This is a genomic window from Amycolatopsis sp. 505 (assembly GCF_031625235.1).
Lineage (GTDB): Bacteria > Actinomycetota > Actinomycetes > Mycobacteriales > Pseudonocardiaceae > Amycolatopsis.
Window position 1 is genome coordinate 609837 of record NZ_JACKQP010000008.1, and the last position, 20736, is coordinate 630572.

The window sequence follows — 20736 nt, forward strand, 5'->3', positions numbered from 1 at the left end:
ATGCAGCCGCCGGACCGGACCATGGATACGAGCTCGAAACTGTCGAATGCTCCGACCATTAGGCCAGGACGTCTTCGGCGGTGGTCGCACGTGGTGCTGGTGGTCGAGTCGTCGGCCATCGCGTTGCTGGCCTCGGCGTCGGCGGGACACGCCGACACGATGGTCGTCGCCCTCGCCGGGTCGGTCACCGACGTCCTGAACAACGTCCGCAACTGGATCATGGGCATCCTGGCCGGCCTCGCCACGGTGTTCCTGTCCATCGGTGGCGTCCGCTACGTGATGGGCGGCGGCGACCCCGGCGAGGTCGAGAAGGCCAAGACGGCTTTCAAGTCCGCGGGGTGGGGCTACGGCTTGGCGGCGCTCGCGCCCCTGGTCGTGGAGATCCTCAAAGGGATCGTGGGGGCCTGACCGATGGCCGTCAGCACCCTGCCCACGGTTCGCCCGTACCGCCGGTCCGGCAACCCGTCCGAGACCGCTGCCGCGGCGGATCGACCGATGCTCGCCCCCATCAGCGACGCCGGCCAGCAGGTCTCCATCCGAGGGCGGCGCCGGCGCGCGGGCTGGCTACTGGTGCTGACCGTCGTGCTCCTGGCCGGCATCCTCGCCGTCAACGCGTGGGCCTCGCCGACCGCGCCACGGCAGCCGCCTGCGGACCCGCCGCTGCCTCCTCCGACCGCGCTGCCCACGCCCACGCCGTGCAGCTTCCCCGGCCAGCTCGGCTGCACCTCGCCGACGCCGACCACAACGCCGAGCAAGCCGTGCACGGGCGAGGACTGCATCCCGCAGCCGACTCCGCCGGCGCCGAGCACGAACCCGCAGCAGCCGGGCACCGGCAGCGGCGACGGCGACTCGGACTGCGGCATCACCGACGTCGGCGCGTGCATCACCGAGTCCATCAACTCGGCGTTCCGCAGTGTCGTCGACGACGCGCTGGATCCGATCCTCGAGCTGATCGGCCACACCGCGCTGTCCACGCCGACGATCAGCGACCTGCCCGGCATCGGCGAGCTCTGGAACAGCTCCTGGGAGATCGTGGTTGCCGCCTACGGACTGCTCATCTTGCTCGGCGGCATTCTGCTGATGGGCCACGAGACGGTCCAGACGCGTTACTCGATCAAGGAGATCGGGCCGCGCATCCCGATCGCATTCATCGCCTCGGCGCTCTCGCTGTTCTTCGCCGACAAGCTCATTCGGCTGGCCAACGGCCTGACCTTGGGTGTCCTCGGAGACGGAGTCAACGCGCCTTCGCTGGGCAACACCTTGCAGGAGGCCGTTCAAGGCGTCCAGACCGGCGGGCTCTTCATCATCTTGGTCGCGCTCGTGCTGGTGGTGCTCGGCCTCGGTCTCTTGGTCGTCTACGTCGTCCGGATCGTCATCACCCTCGTGCTGATCATCAGCGCGCCGTTCTTCTTGATGTGCCACGGGCTGCCCCACACCGAGCCGCTGGCGCACTGGTGGTGGAAGGCGATCACCGTGACGACAGGGGTTCAGTTCGCCCAGGCGCTGGTGCTGATCACCGCGGTACGCACGTTCCTGTCCGGCGGCGTGCACCTGTTCGGCTCGACGCTCTCCGCGCTAGGCACGCTGATCGCCGCGATCGCTCTGTTCTTCGTCCTGTTCAAGATCCCGTTCTGGATGCTGAAGGCCGTCAAGGTCGGCTCCGGCCGTTCCTTCCTCGGCGGGTTGGCTCGCGCGTACATCGCGGCGAAAACCTTCGGCATGGTCGCCGGCAAGACCGGTGCGTTCGGCAAGGCCGGCGCCGCCGGTGCGACGAAGAACGCCGGTCGCGGCGGCGGCGCGGCGGCCGATCCACCGTGGCCGGCACAGCCGCGTTTCGCGCCCAACCCCGAAGCGGTCAACCGGCGGCTCAAGGCGGCCCACGACGCCGAGCGTGCCCGCGCAGCTCAGCGGCCGACGTTGCCCTCGCAGGCGCCGCATTTCCTGCAGCCCTCGCCCCAAGACAGCACCCACGACCCCGCCGTGATCCCGGCGAACCAGGGACCGACCATGCCCGAATTCAGTTCCGCACCATCGTCCGCCAAACCCACGCCACGGCGTGGACCACGGCCGCCAATGCCACCGCAGTTTCAAGCCGCCAACGGCTCGCGTCGACGCGGCCCAGTCTCACCGCCGGTCCGTGCGGCTTCGGTCCCACCGCAGCTGCAGTTCCGACCGGCAAGGCCGCCCGCACCACAACCGCTCCCGGCCAAACCGGCCTCCGCACCTGCTGCGCCGGTGTTCCGGCAGGCGACGCCGGAGCCCCGTCTCGGTGACGCCCATCGCCGTACCCAGTCCGTTCCGCCGCCGATGTTCCGCGCGCCGAAGCCAGCTCCAGGAGGTGAAGCGAAATGAGCCAGCCCGTCCGGATTCCTGCCGATGTCGACCGCGAAGACCGGGTGATCGGTCCGCTCACCGCGCGACAGCTGCTGATCCTGACCGTCACCGGGATCGTGCTGTACGGGACGTACACGATCACCCGCGCGTTCGTCCCGCTGGCTGTGTTCCTCGTGGTCGCCATCCCGCTCGGCGTGACCGCCGCGTTCCTCGCGCTGGGTCAGCGCGACGGCATCCCCCTCGACCGGCTCGTCCTGGCGGCGCTGCACCAGCGGATGAGTCCGCAGCACCGGGTTGCCGCGCCGGAAGGGATCCGGCCTGCGCCCGAGTGGACCGGGCAAGTCGCGAGCTCGATCTCACCGGCCGCGCTGCGACTGCCCGCCGAAGGGATCACCGACGCCGGCGTCATCGATCTCGGCAAGGACGGCTCCGCCGTGGTCGCGGTCTGCTCCACGATCAACTTCGGGCTGCGCACGCCTGCCGAGCAGGAGGCCCTCATCACCTCCTTCGGCCGGTACCTGCACTCGCTGACCGCGCCGGTCCAAGTGCTCGTCCGGGCGGAACGGCTGGACCTGTCGGGGCAGATCGCGGAACTTCGCGAACAGGCCGGCGGGCTGCCGCACCCCGCGCTGGAACGGGCTGCGCGTGAGCACGCCGAGTACCTCGATCAGCTCGGCCGCGCGACCGACCTGCTGCGGCGCCAGGTCCTGCTGATCCTGCGAGAGCCACTGCGAACCAGCGGTCCGACCGACGGGCTGGGTGGGGCCTCGCCGCTGGCCGCGTTGTCGGCGCGGCGCAGGGCTGCGAGGCAGGCTGCGTCGATCGACGACGCCGCTCGACGCGCCGCTGAAGCGCGGTTGGTGCGTCGGCTGGGCGAGGCAGTGGAGCTGCTGTCGCCGTCCGGGATCGTGGTCACCCCGCTGGATGCCGGCCAGGCCACCGCGGTCCTCGCCGCGGCGTGCAACCCCGACAGCTTGATCCCGCCGAACTCCGACCTCGCCGGCTCCGACGATGTCATCACCACCGCCCCGGACGAGAGCTGGAACGACACCGCGTTCGCCACCGAAGACGCGTTCGGCGCTGCCGAGCCCGAGTGGGAGGACGACGAAGACCCCGACGACTACGACGATGCCGCAAGGAGGGACCGCCGATGAAGAGGACCAGGCACCGCGACGCCGCAAGCAGGCAGGCCCCCGTCGGGCAGGCTGGCGCGTTCACCCCGGACGCCATCTCCGTGCGTCCCCGAGCGCTCGAAGTCGGAGGCGAATGGGTCGCGTCATTCGCCGTCACCGGCTACCCGCGCGAGGTTCATCCCGGCTGGCTGCAGCCCCTGCTGACTTATCCCGGACGAGTCGACGTCTCGCTGCACATCGAGCCGATCGACCCCGTCACCGCGGCAAACCGACTGAAGAAGCAGCTGTCGAAGCTGGAGTCCGGCCGCCGGCACACCAGCGACAAGGGACGGCTGATCGACCCCCAGGTCGAAGCAGCCACCGAGGACGCCTACGACCTCTCCGCGCGAGTCGCCCGCGGCGAGGGCAAGCTCTACCGGCTCGGGCTCTACCTCACCGTGCACGCCGCGACCGAAGAAGCGCTCGGCGACGAGGTCGCCGCGATCCGGTCGCTGGCGGCCTCGCTCCTGCTGGACTGCAAGCCCACCACCTACCGGAGCCTGCAGGGCTGGATCACCAGCCTGCCGATGGGCCTGGACCTGGTCGGGATGCGCCGCACTTTCGACACCAGCGCGCTGTCGGCGGCGTTCCCATTCACGTCACCGGACCTGCCGCCGCCGGACCCGACCTCGGTCGGTGCCCCGAGCGGCGTTCTCTACGGCTTCAACGTCGGCAGCCAAGGGCTCGTCCACCACGACCGGTTCGCCCTCGATAACCACAACAGCGTAATCCTCGGCCGGTCCGGCGCCGGCAAGTCGTACCTGGTGAAGCTGGAGCTCCTGCGCAGCCTGTACCGCGGCATCGAGATTCACGTCATCGACCCGGAGGACGAGTACGCCCGGCTGGCGGCCGCGGTCGGGGGCACTTACGTCCACCTCGGCGCCGAGCAGGTCCGGCTGAACCCGATGGACTTGCCGATCCATACCCGGCCGGACGGACGCCGGACAGCTCCCCGCGACGCGCTCATCCGGCGCAGCCTGTTCCTGCACACCGTCATCTCGGTACTTCTGGGCAGCGAACTCGCCGCGACCGAGCGGGCCGCGCTCGACCGGGCAATCACCGCGACCTACCAGCGCGCCGGCATCACGTCGGATCCGCGAACCTGGACCCGGCCAGCACCGCTGCTCGCCGACCTCGCCGAGGTTCTCACCGGGACTGGCGACCCCTCCGAAGTCGACCTCGCCGCGCGCCTCGCCCCGTACATCACGGGCGCGTTCTCCGGGTTGTTCGCCGGTCCGACCACGACGCGGCCGGAGGGCCATCTGGTGGTGTTTTCCCTGCGGGATCTCGCCGACGAGCTCAAGTCGATCGGCACGCTGCTGACGCTCGACGCGATCTGGCGGCAGGTCTCCAACCCGGCCATCCGCAAGCCCCGGCTGGTCGTGGTGGATGAGGCGTGGCTGCTGATGAAAGAACCCGCTGGTGCGGAGTTCTTGTTCCGGATGGCCAAGGCCAGCCGGAAGCACTGGGCCGGGTTGACCGTGGCCACCCAGGACACCGCGGACGTCCTGAGCTCGGACTTGGGCAAGGCTGTCGTCGCGAACGCAGCGACCCAGATCCTCCTGAGGCAAGCCTCCCAAGCGATCGACGAGATCACCCGCACCTTCGACCTCTCCATGGGTGAACGTCAGTTCCTCTTCTCCGCAGACCGCGGCCAAGGTCTGCTCAGCACGGGTACGCAACGAGTGGCGTTCCAGTCCATCGCTTCGCCGACTGAGCATCGCCTGGTCACGACTGACCCGGCAGAACTCTCCGAGTACTTAGACGAGCCGAGGGAGGCTGCAAGTGCCTTCGTCGAACTCGATGGCTAGCGCCAATCACGATCTTGATTGCCACAACAGTCCTACTTGCTTTGCGCGTCACAGACATGACTACTCAGCTTCAGCCGACCGCTGTTTCCTACGCTTCCTCAGGTAGGCGCGGCCAATCCAAGTAATCCCCGCCACACACGTCGTAGAACCAGTGACCAACACGCTTCCAGCAAGCAAACCCACACTTGAATAACGAATCATGACCGAAGCGACACTTATAATAATCGCAAGAACAACACCCACGCTGAACGCGATGTAGCCGATAGCCTTGGCGCCTGACTTCATCAATTCGCGCGCATTGTTGGTTCTATTGATATCTGACATCACGCGATCAAGAAAGTCTAGCTTGGACACTGGAGGCGACATAGATGGCGCGGACCATACTGGACCAACAGAACCCAGACTCTCATTCGAGGGTGACGTCGCAGCACGCGCAGCGTCAACAGGCGCGCTCCTATCCATAACAGCCCCATTGCCATCCAACCGCCACGTGAACGTCGATTTCAGCATCGAGGCCGGACAGCGGCGGACAGCACGTCCCAACAACAGAAGCCTCGCCATGTTCGAGGTTCCACCCACAGGCCCCAACCCAACAGTTGGCCACACTTACCTCCTAGCTGCGAGCCGACCATGACGTCATCCAGGACGCACCAGCTGCCGCTACGAGACAGCCGCAACGACACTTAGAGTGACGACAACCCGCCAGGCCGCCTGATTAGGTGAACCTTGAGGTCTGCCCTTGCGAGCTCTAGGTATACCTGATGAACCACCGTTGCGGAGCGATCGAACGGGTATCTACCTCAAACGAACAGTCACTCAGTGGGTTTGCTGTAACACGATCGGGCTAGTACACGGCCAGTTGCTAACGGATAGCCCAGCGCGGTCGATGCAATGGAGTTTGCCTCCGATCGGTGCACATGCAGCGAACCTTGATGACTCGCGCACGACCGCGCCGCAGAGGTCTTGCAGCGCACCGTCGGGGGCCTCGCGAACTCGCGGTCCTATCAAGTGTTCGTCTGGAGGTTCTTTCGCCGTACGTCTAATCGCCAGTTTCCATCACCGGCTTCGCCATCGAGGAGACTCATGCCTTCCACAACGGCCAGCCCACTCTTATCAATCTCCCTTGATTTACGCGTCCGCTTGACCACCGACTTCCTTGCCACCGCGATTGACAGCTATTTTCGCGACCCACTCGGCATCAGCCAACGTCTGATAGCGTATATCTGCCATGTTGTGCTGATATCAGGCCCGATCGTCGGATCGGCGCTCGCAGGCACTTTTACTGCCACCGCAATTGCGCGACATCGATGGCGCCGCCGCTACCACGAGAGCCTGGTCACCGACGCCCGGTTGATCACGGTGTTGGCGCCGCCGACCGTCGACCCATCCGGCGCGATCACCGTGTGGTCCAACCTGGTCGGCCTGCTGCGACCAGCCTGGCGTCGGCGCTTCGGCGGGCAACCTCACCTGGCTTTCGAGTTGACGTTCACCGACGATGGCGTGCAAATCCGCTTGTGGGTGCCTGGCCTGGTGCCGCCGGGCATGGTCGAGCGCGCCATCGAGGCGGCCTGGCCCGGCGCGCACACCCGAACGACGCCAGCCAAGCCCCCGATCCCCACGGCCGCGCCGGCGGGCCGGCGGATCGAAGCGGTCGGCGGTGAGCTTCGGCTGGCTCGCTCGGAAGCACTCCCGATCCGAACCGAGCACCCCGCAGACCCGATCCGGGCCCTGCTCGGCGCCCCGGTCGGGCTCGGGCCCCACGAGCGGGCCTGCGTGCAATTCCTCGCCCGTCCCGTCGCCGGGCACCGCGTGACCAAGGCACGGCGCGCGGCAAGGCGGGTGCACGCGGGCAGCTCAGTCAACATGGTCGGCCGGCTCCTGGACATCGTCACGCCAGGCAAGACCGCGAAGCCGTCGTCCAGCGCGCGGACGCCGGGGCTGGATCGGCAAACAAGCCTGGAGTTCGCCGCGCAGGACCGCGCCGTCGTGGAAAAGCTGCGGCACAACCAGTTCGAGACCCGCATCCGATACGCAGTCGCCACCACGGTCCCCGAGCACGCGACGACCGCCGAGGTCCAAGCGGTCCGGGAGGTGCTGCGGGGACGCGGCCACGCGATCGCCTCGGCGTTCGCCGCCTTCTCCGAGCACAATTACTTCCGTCGGGTCCGTCTCCGCCGGGCCCCGGTCCAGGTGCTGGCGGAACGCCGTTTCGGCAAGGGCGACCTGCTGTCGATCCCGGAGCTAGCCGCGCTCGCGCACCTGCCGATCGACGAAGCCACGCCCGGTCTCCAGCGCGCCGGCGCGAAGGCCGTACCGCCGCCGCCCGGCATCGCCACGGCTGGCAACTTGATCAAGCCGCTCGGCTTGTCGGACTCGGGGAACGCCCGGCCGGTCGGCCTGCATGTCGCGGACGCTCGTCATCACCTGCACATCCTCGGCGCGACCGGCTCCGGCAAGTCGGAGCTGATGGCCCGCTTGATCCTCGACGACGCCGAGGCCGGCCGCGGCGTGGTGGTCGTCGACCCTAAGGGCGACCTCGTGTCGGACCTGCTGATGCGCATCCCCGAGGAGCTCGGCGAGAAGGTCGTGCTCTTCGACGCCGACTCCCGCACCCGGCCGCCGGTGCTCAATCCGCTGGAGGGCGTGGACAAGGCCCGCGCGGTCGACAACCTCGTCAGCATCTTCTCCCGGATCTACGCCTCCTCATGGGGCCCGCGCACCGATGACATCCTGCGCGCCGGCCTGCTCACCCTGACCGCGATGCCCGGCACGCCGACGCTGCTCGACCTGCCCAAGCTCCTCACGGTCCCGGCGTTCCGGCAACGGGCCTGCGACCAGATCGACGATGACGTGCTGCGCGGGTTCTGGTCCTGGTACGACGCCCTGTCCGAAGCGAGCCGGGCGCAGGTCATCGCGCCATTGATGAACAAGGTCCGCGGCTTCCTGCTGCGCCCGTTCGTCCGCGCCGCGATCGCCGGCGGGGAATCCACGGTGGACATGGACGAAGTGCTCAACACTGGCGGCATCTGCCTGGTGCGCATCGCCCGCGACGCGCTGGGAATGGAAACGGCGCGGCTGGTCGGCTCGATCGTCGTCGCCCGCACCTGGCAAGCCGCCACCCGCCGGGCCCGCGTCCCGCAGCGTCAGCGGCGCGACTGCGGGCTCTACGTCGACGAGTGCCACAACTTCCTGAACCTGGCGTACCCGCTGGAAGACATGCTCGCCGAGGCTCGCGGATATCGCCTGTCGATGACTCTGGCCCACCAGTATCTCGGCCAGCTCCCGAAGGAACTCGAAGAGGGCATCAGCACGAACGCCCGGTCGAAGATCTTCTTCAACGCGTCCCCTGAGGACGCGAAGCGGCTGGCACGCCACACCATGCCGCGGCTGAACGATCACGACCTGTCCAACCTAAGCGCCTTCCACGTCGCCGCCCGCCTGGTCCTCGGCGGCGAGGAAGCACCGCCGTTCACCGCAGCAACCGAAAAGCTGCGGCCCGCGGTCCCCGGCCGTGCCAGGGCGATCCGCAAAGCAGCCCGAATCAACACTCGGCCACCAGTCGCCGAGATCGAGCCCATCACACCCGGAGCCGCAGCGCCCACCGCCGATCCCCGCCGCGCCGCCTAAAACCGGAGGTACTCCGATGATTTCGAACCCCACTCCTCAGCGGGCGTTGCGCGGGCACATGCCCCAGCGCCCCACGCCGCGAGCAGCCACCACCGGCGAGCACCACGCCCAGCTCGCCGGGCGGCTGACCCACCGCGACCGGTGGCTGGCCCGGATGCTCTACGAGCACAAGGTCTTCACGACCCAGCAGATCGTCGAGCTCTGCTACCCGAGCATGCGCGCGGCCAACCACCGGCTACTTGACCTGTTCAAGTGGCGGGTCGTCGACCGGTTCCAGCCGTTCGTCACGACCGGCACCGCCCCGATGCACTACGTGCTCGACATCGCCGGCGCGGTCGCCCTCGCCTACGAAGACGGGCTCGATCCGAAGTCGATCGGCTACCGGCACGAAGACGCGATCGGGATCGCGCACTCCCTGCGCCTGGCCCACACGGTCGGCGTCAACGGCTTCTTCACCACCCTGGTCGCGCTGGGCCGACGTCCCGGGGCTCGAAGGTCGCTGACGGCGTGGTGGTCCGAGCTGCGGTGCGGACGCCTGTTCGGCGACATGGTGCGTCCCGACGCCTACGGCCGGTGGCGCGAAGACGACCACCAGCTCGAGTTCTTCCTCGAGTTCGACTTCGGCACCGAAGACCTCGGCAAGCTCAGCCGCAAGCTCTACGGCTACGAGAAGCTCGCCGCCGCGACAGGCATCACCACCCCGGTCCTCATCTGGCTGCCCACCCATCGGCGCGAGACGTCCGCCCGCCGAGCGCTCGCCGACTGCCTGTCCCAGCTCGACCGGCCCAAGCTCGTGCCGCTGGCCACCACCGCCGCGGACGCAGCCAGCGACCCCGCCGCTGCCCGATGGCTGCCGATCGCCGGATCGGCAACGCGTCATCCCGGCCGGTTGCGGCTCGTCGAACTCGCCCAGCTCTGGCCCCAACCTGATCTGCCCGGCGACGTGCCGGCGTCAGGCCCGGTCCCTGCCCAGCAGGGTCCAGCGGCCCTGACCGCTCCGGATCCGTTCCCACCCGCCTCGCCCTCCAGCCGCTTCCTGAGGCGCCCATGAAGTTCGCCTACACCGCGGTCGTGGTCGTCATCATCCTCATCGGCGGTATCGGGCAAGGCGTCGTGAAGGCCGTGTTCGGCAGCAGCACCGAGCCGAGCCAGGAGGCCATCGCCGACATCCCCGGCGACTACCTCGCCCTCTATCGGGCGGCAGCTTCCGCGTGTCCCAGCTTGGACTGGTCGATCCTCGCGGCGATCGGCAAGGTCGAGAGCGACCACGGCCGCAGCAAGCTGATCGGTATCGCGGAGGGAACCGAGAACTCGTTCGGCGCTCGCGGGCCGATGCAGTTCCTCCAGTCCACGTTCGACGGCGTCGTCGCCCGGCATCCACTACCGCCGGGCGGCAAGACCCCGCCGTCGCCATGGGACAAGCGCGACGCGATCTACGCGGCGGCGTACTACCTGTGCGAGTCCGGCGCGCCCGGCGACATCCGCAAGGCACTGTTCGCCTACAACCACGCGGATTGGTACGTCAACGACGTCCTCGACCAAGCAGAGAGGTACAGCAAGGCCGCGGTCGGCACCGGCCGTTGCGACAATATCCAGGCACCGAACCCTGCCACCGCCACCGCGATCAACTTCGCCTGCGGCCAGCTCGGGCTGCCGTACCTCTGGGGCGGCAACGGACCGTTGAACGGCGACAGCGGCTTCGACTGCTCGGGCCTGACCAAGGCGGCCTACGCGGCTGCCGACGTCGCCCTGCCGCGGACGGCCCGGACCCAGTACGCCGCCGGCCCGCTGGTGCCGGGCGGCCAACCGCTACTCCCCGGCGACCTGGTCTTCTACGGCACCCACGGCAACGTCCACCACGTCGGCCTGTACATCGGGGCCGGGAAGATGGTGCACGCCCCGACCTTCGGCAAGCCGGTCCAGGTCAGCCAGTACCGCTGGCATGGGGACGACTACCTGACAGCTTCGCGACCGGCCACTTAGTACAGCAGCCGCAGTGTGTCGTCTGGCGGCGTGTCGTGATCACGACGGCGGACAACGGGTGATCGGCTTCAGGGGGTGTTGGATCTCGAAGAGGACGCGGTGGCCGCGTCATGGACTGCAGTTGATGATCGTCTTACCCGTTGGCAGGCCGGGTTCGATGACGTGTTCGCGCAGGTCGCGGGGTATTCCGCAGAGGCAGACTCACGGCGCCGAGCCCAGATCCATGTGCCAGACGTCCACACTACGGCTCGAGTACCAGACTCGCTACGTCACGAAGGAACCCATGTCAGAAGCCGCATCCAGTCGCGGTGACGTCCGTAGCGTCGGAAAGGAGGGTTCGGTCCTGCGGCCGCGGACTGGTTCGCTGGCGTGGTCCGCGCGCACGGGCGGATTCCAGGTTGACGTGAACAACCTCGCCGAGCCGGACCTGCCGCTGGTTCTCTCGGCCTTTGACACCGCACGGAATGACAAGGCCAATGCGTCATCTTCATCTCCGTACGGCGGGATTTGCGGCTACCTGCGCGCAGTCTTCGTCGATCATCTGATGAATGAGGTTTTCGAGTGCTGCCATTCAGATAGCAACACTCGCCACCGCGTGTTTATCCTAAGACTGTTGCCTAGCATGAAAATATTCGCACCAAGGCTTACCCTTGAGATATTCGAGCGCGGCGGGGGTGAAATTGCGGGGAAGGCCGACAGCGGCGCCAACCAATCTTCATCAATTTCAAATGCCGCACAGGAGACAGCGAGCAACAGGACAGGATACCCTAAGCCTACCTCGAATGACTTGCGTCCACCGGATTCGACGCCGCTATATATCTCCAGCACTCGGCGTTGCCCGTCTGGATTGCCCATTATCGCCAAAAGCTTCTTTGCCACCATATGCGACATTGGAATTAGGGAATCCGGAAAACTGGCAATTTGATCAAGAATCCACACAATCTTGTCGGATCTTCGACGCGAGGCGGACTCAATGAGTGTTTCGTAAAGCAGGCATCGCGTGCTCGGCTCGCCCATGCGGTTCGTAAATGAGAGTTCCGTCAACGCATGCCTGCCGAGCGCCTCAGCATATCGAGAGAGGGAAATAATCTCTTGCTTGTGTAGTTGATATATTACAAAGGGGTGCGACGCTCCGATTTTTCTGAGTTCTGTCAGATAGCCCGGCGAAAGACTCCCATCAGATTGCCAAAGATAGAGGTTCTCACCAATTCCTAACGGGATCTTACTTGCCACCAGTAGCCCAATGCCACCTATAATAGCTCCATTCTCAAGGCTTTCGTCGACATTATTCCCGTCTACAATCTGTTCGTGGCACACGCTTTGTAGGACTGGTGCGACTGCAATAGGAATCCTGGCAAGTTCGGTAGCGGTCGAGTTGTCGCGCCGAATTGTTATATGTCGAATAGCCTCGAGTAATATATGCTTTATTGTCTGCGCACCAGGCTTTACGTAATGCAGGAGATCGAGCAGGAACTTATAGAGAAGTCCGGCTTCTTTCGCTCCGATCTCAACAAGACGCTCGAGGATCCTATTTAATCCGTCGTGCCGATGGAGTTCACATTGCTGTATTACGATCTGAGCAACAACGTAGCTTTTTCCTTCTCGAATTACAGTCCAGACGCGCTGTGCGGCATCCTCTAGATCTTCACTCTGGCGAGTAATGTAACATGCCGCAAAATACTCCATGAAGGTGCGATGCGTAAAGTCGAATAACTTCTCCCCTCGGGACGTGCTTCCTACCTGCGATAGCAACCATGCGCGCCCCGCGCAAAAATTAAGAAATTCCACAGCTTCAATCGAAACTCTTTCATCTCGCATTCCTTCCGATTGGCGCACTACGTACTGCTCGATGACTTTCTTGATTGAAGATTCTGTCGGTGGCACATCAGTCCTACGTGCGACGAAGAACCAATATGCTATTTCTTGAAATAAAAACCACACTTCCCGGGAACTGAGGGTCGTCTCCCTTAGTTCAACTCTTCTAACTCGGTCCCATCTGACAAATAAGAGATTTGCGCATTCTTCATAGACCTGAAGTCTATTCTCTGGAATCCAACCCTCGTACTCATAAAGCAGGCATAGCAATGAAAGCATCAAAGGATTTGATCTCAAATCCTCAAGATGTGCACTTTCTCGCAGAAAGGCGGCTGACCGCTCTTTACTATCCAGCTCTCCAAGGGCCGAAACAAGACCGAACCATCGGTAAATATACGTGTGAATTTGAGCATTGTTGAAATCAGGTAGAATGTAGGTGGCAAATAAATCTCGATCAAGTGGCGCACTTACGTAACCTTCGCGGCGAGCGGTAACGAGAATCCTCACGAGAGGAAACCGTCTCGAGAAACCTTCGATCGACTGCGCGGCCTCACGTCGCTCAAGCAAGTCGCCAACCTCGTCAATTCCATCAAATATTACCGTGGCGAGCCCGAGTGTCAAAATATTGCCAATAATCTTTGCTTCAATGTCACGGTGAAGCATCTTACTGAGCCGTCGACAAATCATGTCGATGACGCTGTCTGAATTTTTTCCGTAAGTCTTTAATTCAACTAAGAATGGCACACTGCTATTATTTCTCGCGTCGGCGGCACTGAGCCAGTAAGTCAAGTACCTAACATAAGTACTTTTGCCGGCGCCGGGATTTCCCAGTATTACAACTCGCCTCTCGACGTTGTGAATCTGATGATCTGGCACGCCGTCCGCGTCTCCCACGGCTGCCAGTTCGCTTATTCTGGAGTTCGTATACGTTGGACGGAGGTTTCTATGAACATATAGTTGACCAATAGGGACGCGAAAATTTTCGCGTGAATGCGGCATCTGCAAGGTCTCGTATATTTTACGGGTCTCATTTCGAGCCTCAGAAGTTACCTTTCGCGCACTCAAGACGTCGGCTTGTCGTGTTGATATAGTTGATCGACTGTCTACAGCCCTTTGTAGCATTCTTTCGTCTGGGAAAAGTCTGGAGTTGAGCAATGACGCAACGTAGAAGCTAGACGAGCTACTTATACCACCTCCTCCTCTCAGATTGGCGACTTCGAGTCTTATTGAATCGTGTATCAGCGTCCATAAGTCGCCAAGTAACTTGCGTAAGACATCATCAGCAAGAGTTAGTCTTCCACTTAACTCGGCGTAAAAGGCTTGACGAAGCTTTGCCTGCTCGTCCTCCCAGTATTCTGAGCGACTGTACTCGGTAAAAGAAAGCATCTCAAGCAACCCCTGACCTTCTCGACTTTCAAGAAAATCAGAGATCTTGTTCATTTGATTCTGATCAATCTGGACTTCTCGCCAAGCCGTGAATCGCTTTACTATTGCAGGATCCCTGCGAACCTTCTTCAGGAGTTTTCTGACGGCTGGCGTACTGGCGGTCACAGCACTTCCTGCTACCGCTTTGACCGCCGCCTGGACGGCAATCGATGTCAGCGTCGGCTCAGGCATGCCTGTCGGTCCAATCGAGTTGGTAACGTTGTCAAGAACATCGCTAGAACAGGACGGGTTGTTACAGAAACCGACTCGTACATGCAATGCTAGATTCGAGCATCGAACCGCGAAGGGTTTGAGATAGTTCTTTTCGATAGTGGATGCACAGCGCGACCGCCGCCCCCTGCATCGAGAGATAGAGATGCAGGAATGGCGCGTAGAATCCACGCAGGATTCGTTCTTTGTTCTTCAGCCCGCCTGCGATTGAATCGCTGCAATAGCTCGCCGTACCGAAATTCAAATACATCAGGAATATGGACCGGCCTATAAATGAGACCGGGAATCTAAATTCCCCGGGACGACTGTCTCAGTGTGTGACCTAGCGGCGTGTTGTGATCATTAAGGCGGCCACCGAGCGATCGGCTTCGAGGCGGGTTGGACCTCAGAGCACAAGAGATAAACCAAGAAGACTGATGCAGATATTTATCATTCCGGCAAACACGCCTCCGGCAGAGCACACGGCGACCAGCAGGACGCCAAGCAGCAGGTGAGGCATGCTGCGGCGCCGGCCCCCGCCACTCAGGCGTGCGGGCGTCTTGCCATCACGGCTCGCCCACGAGTTCAGCGACGCGGGTTTCGCGTCCGGGCTGGTTGAACTTGCGGTAGTGGTCACCACCGACCTCCTCAAGGCATGACGCCATCGCGACGCGTCGACTCGGGTGTTCGACGTGCCCTTTCTCAACGAGAGTTGTGTTGTGCGTGCCGAACCTCAGCCGGTCGCGATTCCCTGGCTCTCCGCCACACGGAACGCCGCCGAGGCGGAGGTCGTCATGTTCGGGAACGTGCCGCCCGTGCCGGCGCCCGACCACGTCACGGTCCAGTTCACCGTGGCGGTCACCGGGAACGCGTCCGAGCGCTGGCCAGCCGAGGACGTCTTGTACGTGTAGCCGCAGTCCGGCGACGCGCTCTTCGGGTCACCGCCTCCGGGAAACGGCGAGCCGGGGCCGGTGCAGGTCACCGAGCCACCTTCGCCCATCGACCAGGTAACGGAGGTCGGCTTGGCGACTGCGGTCACCGAGACGCCTGGCACCGACGCGGTGGCCGAGACGTCGCCCCAGCTGCTCCGGTCCAGCCACAGCCAGGTCGGCAGGGTGACCAGCTGGTCCCCGGCCGGATTAGCTTTGATCTTCGGCGCGGGCAGACGCAGCTGGTTCCGCGCCTGCGCGGCGAGCTCAGCGGGCGATGGCAGCGGCGCCGGACCTGGTTCACCGTCCGCGATCCAGACGGGTGGCCGGTACAGCGCGTCCCGGAAGCCGGCGCCGGTGCACTTGTAGACGTACCAGGCGCCGGACGGCGGCTGCGCACCCGCCAGTCGCCGATAGGCAGCAGGCACCGCCGTGGCCGGTCCAGTCCTCGGCGGGACATGGAACGCTGCCGGCTGAGCGCTTCCAGGTGGCGGTCCCTGGTATCCGCTGCGCTCGTAGCCGCACTGGGCGAGGTTGCCGCCGCCGATGATCGTGTCGCCGCCGGGATCCGAAGGTCCGCCGCCGGAGTTGTGGTGCCCTGGGCCTCCGGGCTTGTTCGGCTGGTTGCCGTGGTCGCCACCCTGCTGCCCACCCTTGCCCGCTCCGAGTTCACAGCCGGGATTCGGGTACTGGCTGCAGTCGGTGTAGCCGTAGCCGTCGGCGAGCGCGGGCGCGGCGGCGATCACCGCGATGGCCGCCGCCAGCACGGCCGCGGGCGCCGTACGGTTCAGCATGTCCCCACCCCCTCGACCGCGAACCTGGTGACCTTCCACGAGCCGTCCGCCTGCTGCTTGACCTCCGCGGTGATCGCGCGATGCCCGCCCGGCGAGTCGGTGAAAGGGGAACCGTCCTTTTTGTACTTCAACCAGTTCGTGCTGTCTCCGCAGTCGGAGATCATGATCGTCGTGGGCTTGCTCGGCGGCTTCTCCTCGGTGACTTTCGGGCTCGTCACTGGTGCTCCCTTCGACACCACGCCGTTGAGGTGGTCGGTGTAGAGGCTGCGGTTGATCACGCCGAGCGCGTCACCGGTCGCATACTTCGCCACTTCGGGTGATTGCCAATCCGCCGTCTCACCGGCCTTCGCCATCGCCCGCCACATGCCTACGTAGGCATCGGTCGCCAGCTCGGGCGCAGGAGTCGGCTGCGGAACCGAGGTCGAGCTGGTCGCCGGCGGGTTCGACGCAGAGGCTGACGGTGCGGAAGAACCGCCGCCGGAGCACGCACTGAGCGTTAGCGCGGCGAAGCTCAGCAAGATCGCGTGGGTTGACACCTTCGTCCATGATGGACGAATCGCACCTGACGGAGTCGACATCATTCCGCTACCCCTGTTCATCCTGACCGGCATCGCGGCCGCCGTCGCGGTCGTGATGGGTGCTGCACTCGTGGTCCGTTCTCCCCGCCGGCAGGTAGCGGCGCAGCTGGTGATCGCGGCTGCACTCGTCGGCGCGCTCGCCTGGCGCGTTCACGACGTGGCGCCGTTCGCGATTTCCGCGAGCGTGGCGGCGTTCGGCGTGCCACTCGCCTTCGCCGACGCGCGACACCGTCGCCTGCCGAACCTGCTTGTTCTCGGACTCGCCGGTTCGGTCGGCGCCGCGGTCGTCACGATCGCCGTCTTCAACCGCGAGGCGGGTTCGCTGGCTCGCGCCGTCGCCGGCGCGGCCGTGACCGCCGCGTTCTTCCTCGCCGTGTACTTCACGGCGCCCGGCCAGCTCGGTGGCGGGGACGTGAAGCTGGCCGTTCCTCTGGGGGCGGCACTTGCGTGGTTCGGCTGGCAAACGCTCGTTCTCGGCAGTCTGCTGCCCTGGCTGGCCGCCGCGATCACGGCGGCGATCATGCGTCTCGGTCGGCGTCGGACCGCGATACCGATGGGACCGTTCCTGATCGCCGGCACGCTGGCCGCCATGCTCCTCGCGAACGGGTAGCCGATTGATCGGCTCAAGCGAGCAAGACGTCATCGCAGCTTCCCTCCCCCCGTAGGTCTCGGTGACCGGCCGGCCTTCTCGCCAGACACGGCCGGCCACCGTCCCCTTCGATTCCTCTTCCGTTCCCAGGCGCCGGAGCCCGGGTGACTTCGGTTTAGCGGCCTGACCTCGGCTGAGTGCAAGGTAAGTCGACGGGTGAGTCTGGACTCAGTCGGCGGATCTTCACTCGTTCGGACGAAGGTGTCCGGCCGACGGGACGTCAAAAACTCGACTGGGGCAAGCCGGGCGTTGCTTCGTGATAGGTCTGCAGGGGTGGATGACTGGGACGTGCCGTACCGGCAGAGCGTGTACGAGGTGCTTGCCCTGCTGCGAGGTGACTGGACCGTCGCCGTCCTCGCGACCCTCGCGCTCGGCGAGCTGGAGTTCACCAAGCTGCGGAACGAGGTGAACGAAGCCGAGGAGCGCTCCGGCTGGACGGCGCACTCGAAGCCACTGACGGCTCGCACGCTGACCGACACGCTCCGGCGGCTCGAGCAGGACGGGCTCGTCGAACGACGCGCGGAAGGCAGCGCCTTCTCCAATGTCTGGTACAAGCTGTCACCCGACGGCCGTGCGCTTCTGCGCGCGTTGCGTCCCTTGGCCACGTGGTCGCAGCAGCGTCGCGACCAGACACGAGCCGACAGCCGCGGTCATCGCTAGGCGGTCGACTTGACGACTCGGACCTGATTGCGCCCGGCGTCCTTGGCCGCGAACAGCGCGTTGTCGGCGGAGATCAGGACCTCTTCCAGCGAACTGCCCGCCGCGGGGAACGCAGCTGCGCCGATCGACACGCTGACGTGGAAGCCGGGTCCGGAATCCGGCTCGATGACGGTGCGTTCGACGTGCTCCCGGATGCGGTCCGCGATGGCGCGAATCGCGTCCGGCGAGCTGCCCGGCAGCAGGACGACGAACTCCTCGCCACCGAACCGCCCGCAGAGGTCGTCGCTCCGGACTTCGCTCCGGATGGCGTTGCCGACGAGGACGAGCGCTCTGTCGCCGGTCAGGTGTCCGTGAACGTTGTTCACGTCGCGGAAGTGGTCAATGTCGATCATCAGGACACCGACGCTGAAGCCGTGCTGGCGAGCTCGGTCGATCTCCTTCGCCGCGATCGCGTGCCAGCTCGCCGCGTTGAGCAGTCCGGTCTTCGAATCGGTGGTCGAGGCGTGCTCGAACTGGCGGATCAGGACGCTGCGATGCAGCGCGTAGAGCGGCAGGAACAACACGATCACGAGCCACGGGCGCAGAGTCAGGAGGACCGCGGTCAGCGCGCCCATGCACAGTGTCGCCAGCTCGAGGATGTTCTCGTTGAGCGCACCGAGCATCCGCTTGAACGAAAGGCTCCGCCTGGCGAGGGCGATCGCCACGCCGACGATCGTCGAGTTCGCGGTGAAGTAGATCGCGATCACCGATGCCAAGCCCACCGCGGTCCAGATGCCGGCCTCCTGGCCGGGCGGCACGACGTGCAGCTGCTTGGCAGCCCACCCGGCGATCTGGCAGGACAGGATGACGTTCGCCGTGCTGAAGATGACGCGGTGCGCGTGGATCCCGGCGACGCCCCGCCAGCTGCGCAGCCAGAGGTGCCCGTACAGCAGCACGGCGACGAGGGCGGCCAAGGCGGTCGGGAGGGTCAGCGCGGCGGCCAGGGTCCACACGGACGAGAAGTTGACGTGCGGGGTGTCCGAAAACCGCCGTCGCCGGCGCTCGACCCGGCGGGTCATCTCCGCGGCCAAGATGCCGAGCCCGACGATCAACCCGCAGGACACGACATCTCGCCAGGCCATCGGGGCGCCCGCGTCGACGATGACGGCAGCTACCGCGATGACATCGATGACCAGCAGAAACACCGCCGCGGGCCGCGGCAGCAACCAGATAGCCCATCGTGACCAATCAGAGCGCTCAGCGACCCCCTCGTTCGGCATACTGATCTCGCTTCCGTTCCCAGGGGAGGACCCGAGGTCCTCGAGCTCCGGCCGCCGCACCTCGGCACCTCCCGCCGCCGGACGCTCCGGGAGGGGGTCACTATGCGTAACAAGGACTTCTGAGCGCGCTGAATCCGCCGGTGCGGGCTCGTCCTCGACAGTTCTCGCCTGCCGAGGTCGAGCCGCCCACCAGACGAACCCAGCCGCGACCGCGGAGAGTGACGCCACCGCGCCCGACCCGGCGACGACGAAGACGGGATCAAGCCGCTCGGCGACCACGCCGGCGCCGAGGATCGCGATGCCCTGCGAGCTGTAGAGGCAGGTGCTCAGCCGTCCCATCGTGGTGCCGCGACGCGCGTCCGGCACCAGCTCGACGACGACCGCCTGCAGCCGGATCAAGTAGATGGTGGACAGCGCACCCGAGACCGCCCAGAGGCCTGCGGCCCACCAAGCGCCTGGTAACGCGAGACAAGCGGTCAGGGGCAGGCCGGACGCCGCTGCCGGCACGACGACCAGCTTCGCCGTGAGCGCGGTATCGGGCCGGAGCCAGCTGGCCAGCCAGCCGCCGAGCACGCTGCCGACGGGATCGGCCGCCATCAGGACGCCGACCCCGATCGACGTCAGGCCCACCGCGTTCGCGTACGGAGCTGCCAGGCCCTCGGGTACGACAAGAAATCCGACCATCGCGGCCAGCATGTAGATAGCGACCATGCGCGGGTCGCTGGCTGCCGCCGACGACCGCGGCGTCGACTTGATCTCGGCTCGGCTGACGGGACGAGCTCGGACCACTGCGGCGACCGCTACGGCACTGACGAGGAACGTCGCGGCGTTCACCAGCAGGGCGCCGCTCGTGCTCAAGCTCGTGACGAGCAGGCCGCCAAGTCCGAAGCCGGCCACCTGGGCCGTCTGCGTGCTGATCTGCCGGAGGCCGAGACCGGCCTGGTACAGCCCGTTCGGAAGCACGTCCGGCAGGAGCGCGAGCTGAGCGGCCTTGAACGGCGCCGCAGCCATGGTCAGGCAGCCGATCAACGCCCAAAGGATCCAGAGCGGCATCCCCGGCACGGCCATCGCCGCCGCCAGCACGGCGCGCACGACGTCGGTCACGACGATCACCGTCCGGCGCGGATAACGGTCCGCCAGACCGGAGAGCAATAAGCCACCCAGGATCGCCGGCACGAAGGTCAGGGCGTAGGTGAGTGCCGTCAGCGCCGCGGAGTCCGTGCGCGCGTAGACCAGCAGCGCGAGCGCGACTCGCGCGACCTGATCGCCGAAGACCGACAAGGCTTCGGCGAGCCACAGCGCGCGGAACTCACGACCTCGCAACGCCGCCGTAAAACCGCGGGACCCGATTTCGGTCATCGGCCCTCCATAAGATTGTTGGTGTTCAGGACGGGTTGTCCTGGATGCCCAGGGCGATGGGGTGTGGCTGATCGGTCCTTGCCTTGTGTGGTGGCTTCTGAGGAGTGGCCGCCCTGTCGTTCTGGACGCCC

Annotated in this window: 15 protein-coding genes; 9 read left to right on the forward strand and 6 right to left on the reverse strand. The window is 65.3% G+C overall.

Annotated features, from left to right (window positions below; translation table 11 throughout):
* Positions 1–159: 159 nt before the first annotated feature.
* Genes H5965_RS30720 through H5965_RS30735 form a run of 4 tightly spaced genes read left to right on the forward strand, consistent with a single transcriptional unit; the run spans position 160 to position 5317 of the window.
* A complete protein-coding gene (locus tag H5965_RS30720) occupies positions 160–408 on the forward strand; it encodes a pilin (protein ID WP_328458865.1) in 249 nt (82 codons plus the stop codon).
* A 3-nt stretch (positions 409–411) separates the two neighbouring features.
* Positions 412–2352: a hypothetical protein gene (locus H5965_RS30725; protein WP_310974133.1), complete on the forward strand. Its 1941-nt coding sequence runs from the start codon at positions 412–414 to the stop codon at positions 2350–2352.
* Positions 2349–3488, forward strand: coding sequence for a PrgI family protein (locus H5965_RS30730; RefSeq protein WP_310974134.1), 1140 nt, complete (start codon positions 2349–2351; stop codon positions 3486–3488). Before H5965_RS30725 ends, H5965_RS30730 begins: the two co-directional genes overlap by 4 nt.
* Positions 3485–5317, forward strand: a complete 1833-nt coding sequence (locus tag H5965_RS30735; protein WP_310974135.1) for a helicase HerA domain-containing protein — start codon at positions 3485–3487, stop codon at positions 5315–5317. Before H5965_RS30730 ends, H5965_RS30735 begins: the two co-directional genes overlap by 4 nt.
* A gap of 60 nt (positions 5318–5377) precedes the next feature.
* Here the strand turns inward: H5965_RS30735 and H5965_RS30740 are convergent, their stop codons facing one another.
* Positions 5378–5671 carry a hypothetical protein gene (locus tag H5965_RS30740; protein WP_310974137.1) on the reverse strand — a complete coding sequence of 98 codons (294 nt, stop codon included), beginning with the start codon at positions 5669–5671 and terminating at the stop codon, positions 5378–5380.
* Positions 5672–6400: 729 nt separating this feature from the next.
* Here H5965_RS30740 and H5965_RS30745 point away from each other — a divergent pair.
* From H5965_RS30745 to H5965_RS30755, 3 genes are read left to right on the forward strand one after another with little or no spacing between them, the layout of a single operon-like run.
* On the forward strand, positions 6401–8944 hold the full coding sequence (locus tag H5965_RS30745) for a type IV secretory system conjugative DNA transfer family protein (RefSeq protein ID WP_396136960.1): 2544 nt from the start codon (positions 6401–6403) through the stop codon (positions 8942–8944).
* Between the two features lie 16 nt (positions 8945–8960).
* Entirely contained in the window at positions 8961–9995 is a 1035-nt protein-coding gene (locus tag H5965_RS30750) for a replication-relaxation family protein (RefSeq protein WP_310974139.1), read from the forward strand.
* The gene (locus tag H5965_RS30755; RefSeq protein WP_310974140.1) at positions 9992–10927 is read left to right on the forward strand and encodes a bifunctional lytic transglycosylase/C40 family peptidase; all 936 of its coding nucleotides are present in this window, start codon (positions 9992–9994) and stop codon (positions 10925–10927) included. The genes H5965_RS30750 and H5965_RS30755 overlap by 4 nt, the downstream gene beginning before the upstream one ends.
* Positions 10928–11464: 537 nt before the next feature.
* On the opposite strand, the gene H5965_RS30760 is transcribed toward H5965_RS30755, so the two are convergent.
* The 4 genes from H5965_RS30760 to H5965_RS30775 all read right to left on the reverse strand — a co-directional run bounded on the left by H5965_RS30760 (position 11465) and on the right by H5965_RS30775 (position 16636).
* On the reverse strand, positions 11465–14359 hold the full coding sequence (locus H5965_RS30760) for an NACHT domain-containing protein (protein ID WP_310974142.1): 2895 nt from the start codon (positions 14357–14359) through the stop codon (positions 11465–11467).
* Between the two features lie 424 nt (positions 14360–14783).
* The gene (locus tag H5965_RS30765) at positions 14784–15014 is read right to left on the reverse strand and encodes a hypothetical protein (protein WP_310974144.1); all 231 of its coding nucleotides are present in this window, start codon (positions 15012–15014) and stop codon (positions 14784–14786) included.
* A gap of 96 nt (positions 15015–15110) precedes the next feature.
* On the reverse strand, positions 15111–16100 hold the full coding sequence (locus H5965_RS30770) for a hypothetical protein (RefSeq protein WP_310974145.1): 990 nt from the start codon (positions 16098–16100) through the stop codon (positions 15111–15113).
* Positions 16094–16636 (reverse strand): hypothetical protein, encoded by a 543-nt coding sequence (locus tag H5965_RS30775; RefSeq protein WP_310974147.1) that lies wholly within the window; start codon positions 16634–16636, stop codon positions 16094–16096. The genes H5965_RS30770 and H5965_RS30775 overlap by 7 nt, the downstream gene beginning before the upstream one ends.
* Positions 16637–16748: 112 nt before the next feature.
* On the opposite strand from H5965_RS30775, the gene H5965_RS30780 reads away from it, so the two are divergent.
* Positions 16749–17288: an A24 family peptidase gene (locus H5965_RS30780; RefSeq protein WP_310974148.1), complete on the forward strand. Its 540-nt coding sequence runs from the start codon at positions 16749–16751 to the stop codon at positions 17286–17288.
* Positions 17289–17600: 312 nt separating this feature from the next.
* The gene (locus H5965_RS30785) at positions 17601–17987 is read left to right on the forward strand and encodes a helix-turn-helix domain-containing protein (RefSeq protein WP_158641374.1); all 387 of its coding nucleotides are present in this window, start codon (positions 17601–17603) and stop codon (positions 17985–17987) included.
* Here the strand turns inward: H5965_RS30785 and H5965_RS30790 are convergent.
* Positions 17984–20605, reverse strand: a complete 2622-nt coding sequence (locus H5965_RS30790; protein WP_310974150.1) for an MFS transporter — start codon at positions 20603–20605, stop codon at positions 17984–17986. The genes H5965_RS30785 and H5965_RS30790 overlap by 4 nt on opposite strands.
* Positions 20606–20736: the final 131 nt, after the last annotated feature.

Excerpts from the sequence above, each read along its gene's own strand:
- H5965_RS30745 (WP_396136960.1), top strand. The coding sequence starts at position 6,401 with ATGCCTTCCACAACGGCCAGCCCACTCTTATCAATCTCCCTTGATTTA.
- H5965_RS30720 (WP_328458865.1), top strand. The coding sequence starts at position 160 with ATGGTCGTCGCCCTCGCCGGGTCGGTCACCGACGTCCTGAACAACGTC.
- H5965_RS30790 (WP_310974150.1), bottom strand. The coding sequence starts at position 20,605 with ATGACCGAAATCGGGTCCCGCGGTTTTACGGCGGCGTTGCGAGGTCGT.
- H5965_RS30725 (WP_310974133.1), top strand. The coding sequence starts at position 412 with ATGGCCGTCAGCACCCTGCCCACGGTTCGCCCGTACCGCCGGTCCGGC.
- H5965_RS30760 (WP_310974142.1), bottom strand. The coding sequence starts at position 14,359 with ATGCCTGAGCCGACGCTGACATCGATTGCCGTCCAGGCGGCGGTCAAA.
- H5965_RS30750 (WP_310974139.1), top strand. The coding sequence starts at position 8,961 with ATGATTTCGAACCCCACTCCTCAGCGGGCGTTGCGCGGGCACATGCCC.
- H5965_RS30770 (WP_310974145.1), bottom strand. The coding sequence starts at position 16,100 with ATGCTGAACCGTACGGCGCCCGCGGCCGTGCTGGCGGCGGCCATCGCG.
- H5965_RS30735 (WP_310974135.1), top strand. The coding sequence starts at position 3,485 with ATGAAGAGGACCAGGCACCGCGACGCCGCAAGCAGGCAGGCCCCCGTC.
- H5965_RS30730 (WP_310974134.1), top strand. The coding sequence starts at position 2,349 with ATGAGCCAGCCCGTCCGGATTCCTGCCGATGTCGACCGCGAAGACCGG.
- H5965_RS30755 (WP_310974140.1), top strand. The coding sequence starts at position 9,992 with ATGAAGTTCGCCTACACCGCGGTCGTGGTCGTCATCATCCTCATCGGC.